This window comes from Schlesneria sp., from assembly GCF_036405755.1.
Classification (GTDB): domain Bacteria; phylum Planctomycetota; class Planctomycetia; order Planctomycetales; family Planctomycetaceae; genus Schlesneria; species Schlesneria sphaerica.
The window spans coordinates 1-5,046 of sequence record NZ_DASWWZ010000607.1; the positions used below are offsets into that span (position 1 = coordinate 1).

4 protein-coding genes are annotated in these 5,046 nt (G+C 56.8%); 2 read left to right on the forward strand and 2 right to left on the reverse strand.

All coding sequences use genetic code 11. The features are described 5' to 3' along the window. Positions 1 to 35 precede the first annotated feature (35 nt). Both VGE80_RS20070 and VGE80_RS20075 read right to left on the reverse strand, forming a co-directional pair. Positions 36 to 1,472 (reverse strand): aldehyde dehydrogenase family protein, encoded by a 1,437-nt coding sequence (locus VGE80_RS20070; RefSeq protein ID WP_373653617.1) that lies wholly within the window; start codon positions 1,470 to 1,472, stop codon positions 36 to 38. A gap of 105 nt (positions 1,473 to 1,577) precedes the next feature. Continuing rightward, on the reverse strand, positions 1,578 to 2,672 hold the full coding sequence (locus VGE80_RS20075) for a hypothetical protein (RefSeq protein WP_373653616.1): 1,095 nt from the start codon (positions 2,670 to 2,672) through the stop codon (positions 1,578 to 1,580). Between the two features lie 365 nt (positions 2,673 to 3,037). Here VGE80_RS20075 and VGE80_RS20080 point away from each other — a divergent pair, with 365 nt between their 5' ends. Both VGE80_RS20080 and VGE80_RS20085 read left to right on the forward strand, forming a co-directional pair. Further along, on the forward strand, positions 3,038 to 4,018 hold the full coding sequence (locus VGE80_RS20080) for a class I SAM-dependent methyltransferase (protein ID WP_373653615.1): 981 nt from the start codon (positions 3,038 to 3,040) through the stop codon (positions 4,016 to 4,018). Between the two features lie 344 nt (positions 4,019 to 4,362). Beyond that, complete coding sequence (locus VGE80_RS20085; protein WP_440593892.1) at positions 4,363 to 4,926, forward strand: pyridoxamine 5'-phosphate oxidase family protein; 564 nt, start codon at positions 4,363 to 4,365, stop codon at positions 4,924 to 4,926. The last annotated feature ends 120 nt before the right edge of the window (positions 4,927 to 5,046 follow it).

The following is a 5,046-nucleotide window of genomic DNA, read 5'->3' on the forward strand; positions in this document are numbered from 1 at the left end:
GAGACAGTGACGTTACACGACTGACTTCGCCCGCATCAGTGCGCAGCGGGTGGAGTATCCTGGAACGCGCGATTCCGGAAGAGAAAGTCGACGATGTTCCCTTCATGCGGCTGAAGCCAGTTCAGTTGCATGGTCTTCACCTTGCCAATGTTCAAGCGGTCAATGTTGGTCGCGTCGAGCAACTGCTGCTTGAACTTGGGATCTTCGGTCAGGGCGGTACAGACCAGAGTCTGTTTGATCTGGCTGAGCATCTTGTTCTGCGGGCATTCGACAACCGAGACGAACGGGAACATATACTCGGTATTCGCCAGGGGGACATCGGGGCCGGTGCAATGCACAACGGTAGGACGGAGGTAGTCGCACCGTTCTCGCTTTTCGAGTCGGCTTCCCTGACGATACTTGGCGGTGACTTCCGTGACACCCTCGGCCTGGCAACCTTCGTCAATCTGAGCATTCATCGCGTCAGCGACACCAGGAGTGGTGAATGCGGCGAGAGCCGATTTCGGGTCGTTCGGGGGGAGTGGTGCGATGGGGCCCAGACGCTGTGCGACCGCGTCGGCAATCTCACGGGTATGGCGCGAAGCCCAGATTCCGCTGGCATTGATACAGCCTCGACCGCTGTTGGCGATGACGCTGTCGACCATCAGATCGATGTACTCTTCCCAACGGTCCACGACGTCGTCGCCGAGAATGATCTTGGAAAAGCCGGGGCCGTGGACGGAAATGCGAGGATTTCCCGCGTGCTGATCGACGGTGTTCTGGCCACCGAAAATCATGGCTCGCTGGCAGTCGGTCATGACCGCCCCCCCGACATCATGGCCACCGGGATAGACCGAAATGGCTTCGCGCGGCAGTCCCGCTTTGAAGAAGGCTTCAGTGATTCGATAAGGGGTCCAGAATTCTTGTGAGCCGGGCTTGATGCACAGTCCGATCTGCATCGGAATCGCAGGCAGCCACAGCGTGTGAACTCCGGGTGAATTATTCGGCAGCACCATACCGAAAACGGGAGTGGTCGCCTGGAAGGAAACCATGACACCCCGTGATTCTTTTCCGTATCCCTTTTCGAGAATCTCGTAGGGAAGGCCGCGTGTCAGTGCGTCGAGAACTTCGTCCATGTGTCCAAGGACGAATGCGTTCTTGCGCATGTTCGTCGCGCACATGTGCTCGGGAAGTCCCGTCGTCGCGGACTGCATCCGACAGAACTCTTCGGGTGAGAGCGACCCATTGCCGCACGGAAGAGTTTCTTCCAGATAGAGCTTTGCTGCGGACTTGCAAATGCCGATCAGTTGCGCGATCGAGAGTGATCGCAGGGCCTCGCGGGCTTTCTGTGATTTCTTCAGGTCCAGTTTGACCATGGCTCCGGTGGCCTGATGGAGCTGCGCCACTGGTTCCCCCGTGTCGAAGTGCACGACCGGTTGTTTTTCCATTGACTCGTAGGTCTGACCGAAGCGAAGAATGGGAATATCAAACATGACTCAGCCTTCACAGAAAGATGCTGCCAGTGAATGCACGAAGTCGCGGGCCTTCATACAGCATGAAAGGCCCGCGGACTCTGGTTTTCTCGATGCCTGACGCGATTAATAGACACCAACGGTGGTGGTCTTCGCGTACTCGTGGAAGGGGCGGGTGCCGCTGATGCCGTCCCAGGGATATTTCTCGTGGGGCATCTCGCGTTCCCCTTCATCCCGTTCCATGAAGCCCGGAATGAACAGCTCTTTCGTCATCGTGTAGAGCTTCACGCGTCCGGTCTCTCCATAGCCGACAAGCTGGTTGTAGTCCTTGAAGTCGACCGTTTCGATGACCGCGCGAGGCTGCGGAGCGTAATAGGTAATCTTGTAGTTGTCCGCAGGATCGAAGGGCTTGCCGCAGGCCAGACCCATCAACGTGTTCCCGTAGGTCGGGGTGATGTAGACATCGGGACCGAGCAACTCTTCGCGACAGGTTCGATACCACTGCGGGGTGAACTCGGTACCACCCGCAAAGATCCCCTTGATCCCTTTCTCGGCAATGCTCGAACCTTCATCAATCAGCCGCATGGCCAGTGCTTCCAGCAGCTTGGGCGTCATGAAGGCGCACTGGATGTTGTGGTTTGCCGAAAGGATGGTCAGGGCCTGATCGATGACGTGCTCTTTGTAGTCTTCGGCTTCCTTGATCTTTCCCTTCTTCAGCAGCTTGACGACCCAGCGAGGATCAAGGTCGACACAGAAGCAGATGCCGCCACGGTATTGAGCGAGGTGTTCAACGGCCAGACGGAGACGACGTGGACCGGAAGGGCCTAGCATCAGCCAGTTCGCCCCTTTCGGAAAATATTCGTCGGGCAGCGTGTGGCTGAAGTTCTCGTAATCGATCCAGTGGTCTTCGATGACCATGCGGCTCTTGGGAATGCCGGTCGTTCCACCGGTCTCGAAGACATAGGCAGGCTTTCCGGCCAGGCCTTTCGGAATCCAGCGGCTGATGGGCCCACCGCGCAGCCATTCATCTTCAAACAGCGGAAACTTCTTCAGATCGTCGAAGCAGTTGACCTCTTTGAGCGGGTTGAAATTGTAGGTCTTTGCTTTTTCGAGCCAGAACGGGCTCCCGGTTGATTCGTGGAAATGCCATTGCACCGTTTCGTAGGTGTGGGCATCGAGCTGTGACTTGGCGTTCGAAGCAAGGATGGCAAGTGAACTCACGGGCGGGATTTCCTTTGCGGTGGGAGGAAAGCAAACGTTTCCGAATGATAGTCTTCCAGATAGCGATTTCAAACTGGTGGCGGGGGCAGCACCCCCGTGAACCGGAATTCGTAGGCGCCACCTGTTACCGTCCTGCTCGACATCTGAGCGCTGTCGGGCCGTGGTGAGTGCCGCCGAAGTGCTTCATCTTCGCTCTGGCGCGAACGTCGCTCTGTGCGACTGCAGATCGTTGTGCCACCGGGACTTTCTGTCGCGCAGGGTGAGGGAAAAATTTGCGGTGATGTTGCTCCCGCGACATAAGTGGATGACACTTTTGACTGGCGAACAGTTTGCCGTCATCTATTTGTTGCAGTCAGGACACTCCTTTGGAATCGGCTCATCGATCGACCCGTGGCGAGATTTCGCCCGGCCTTGTGGAACTTCTGCGCTGCGCCGGTTGTGGAGCGGCATTTCAAGCGGGCAGCGACTCCCTTCAGTGCAGCGGCTGCGGGATGTGTGTCCCGCTTGAGGAGGGGATTCCTCGCTTCACTCAGGATCAGCATCTGGCCAGTTTCGGTCGGCAGTGGACGAAATACGAAGTTGCCCATGACGATGAGGACCGTGCCACATTTCAGGCGAAGACAGGCGTTCGCCTGGAGGACCTTCATGGGCTGAAAGTGCTCGATGCCGGTTGTGGCGGAGGACGCTACAGCAAAGTCTGCGGAGAAGCCGGTGCGACCGTGATCGGCGCCGATCACAGTCGGGCCGTCTCCAAGGCAAAACAACTTTGCGCTCATCTGCCGAACGTTTCGTTTCTGCAGGCGGATCTCAAGCAACTGCCGCTTGAGCCTGCTTCGTTCGACTTTGTGTTTTCGATTGGGGTCATGCATCATGATGCCGACACACGGTCGGTGTTTGACGCGGTCGCGAAACTCGTGAAACCGGGAGGACGCTATTCCGTCTGGCTCTACCGCCGCAATCAGTGGTGGCAGGAGCGGCTCAATACAAGTCTTCGTCGTCATACCACGCAAATGGCACCGGAAAAACTGGAACGGTGGTGCGAATGGGGAGGCTGGCTGGGAGGAATTCCAGTGGTCAATAAAGTCCTGAACAAGGTCGTGAATTTCAGTGCTCATCCCAACCGGGAAAACCGTGTCTGCGATACCTTCGACTGGTTTGCTCCCCAGTACCAGTACCACCACACCGAAGCGGAACTCCTGTCATGGTTTGAGGCCGCTGGCTTTACGGACTTGCGATTGCTGCCCCCCGAAAAAACAGGGGCGATCTATCGCTGGGTCTACAACCAGAATCTGCTGATCGGCAGCGGCGTCAACGTGACGGGAATCAAACAAAACTCAGGCTCATAACGGCGTCCCCTGCGGAATATGAGACGTGAGACTGGCCTCCGCAGTTGACTCCACAGTATCTCGTCCAGATGTCACGTGGCTTTCCTCGCCGATCTCTTCGCTTCGAGTGGGGAAAGAGGCTACCCATGTCGGGCTGCGGAGTCGTATGATGCGAAATGGCTTCTCCTCTACAGGTTCGTTGCCCCGCTCTGGTCACGGTTCTCTGGTTTGCTGATCGACGAAACAGAGATCCGTCGAGTAGGACCCCCATTTGTGGGAGGCGACGTACTGCTGAGATGCCTCGCCAGATCGATCGGGACCGAATTTCACCTTCACGCTGACCGGAAGTGGAAAGGGGATTGGTAATGCTGATTCGCGAATTGTCTCAGGAGGAATGCTTTCGAGTGCTCCGCCGCAATCGCCTCGTACGGCTGGCCTGCGCTCATGAGAATCAACCCTATCTCGTTCCGGTCTATCTTGGGCTGCATGAATCCACTCGTTCGCTTTATGGATTCACGACTCTGGGGCAAAAAATCGAATGGATGCGGAGCAATCCTCGTGTTTGCGTCGAAGCCGATGAGATCAACGGGGTCTATGATTGGACGAGTGTCATCATCACGGGGCGGTTTGAGGAACTCGGAGAAATTCCTGAACCGAATGATGCATCCCAGCGGCGGCCAGAGCGTTCTGTCTCGGGTGCCGGGGTGCAAATCCGCGAGCAAGATTCACACCCCGTCAATACGTCGGATGAACGTCAACGCGCATGGCAGATCCTGCAGGCACACCCCGAATGGTGGGAACCGGGGTGCAGTGTCTGGAAGTCACGCCATGGGCAGGTCGACAAGTCGCACCTGACACCGATTTTTTATCGCGTTGTGATTGAGAGTATGACAGGTCATCAGGCAACCGATGGCCAGGCAACCCCATAAGTTCAGCACCGTCGGCCGCCTATGCCACTGTATGACCGTCCTCGGTCATGCAGTGGCATAGGCTTGTTTCAGAACTGGTTTGCATCAGAAGCAGGGTAAACCTGCTTGAATGAAGACTGC

Bases quoted from the DNA above. Each gene is read 5' to 3' on its own strand.
- VGE80_RS20070 (WP_373653617.1), bottom strand. From the start codon at position 1,472: ATGTTTGATATTCCCATTCTTCGCTTCGGTCAGACCTACGAGTCAATG.
- VGE80_RS20085 (WP_440593892.1), top strand. From the start codon at position 4,363: ATGCTGATTCGCGAATTGTCTCAGGAGGAATGCTTTCGAGTGCTCCGC.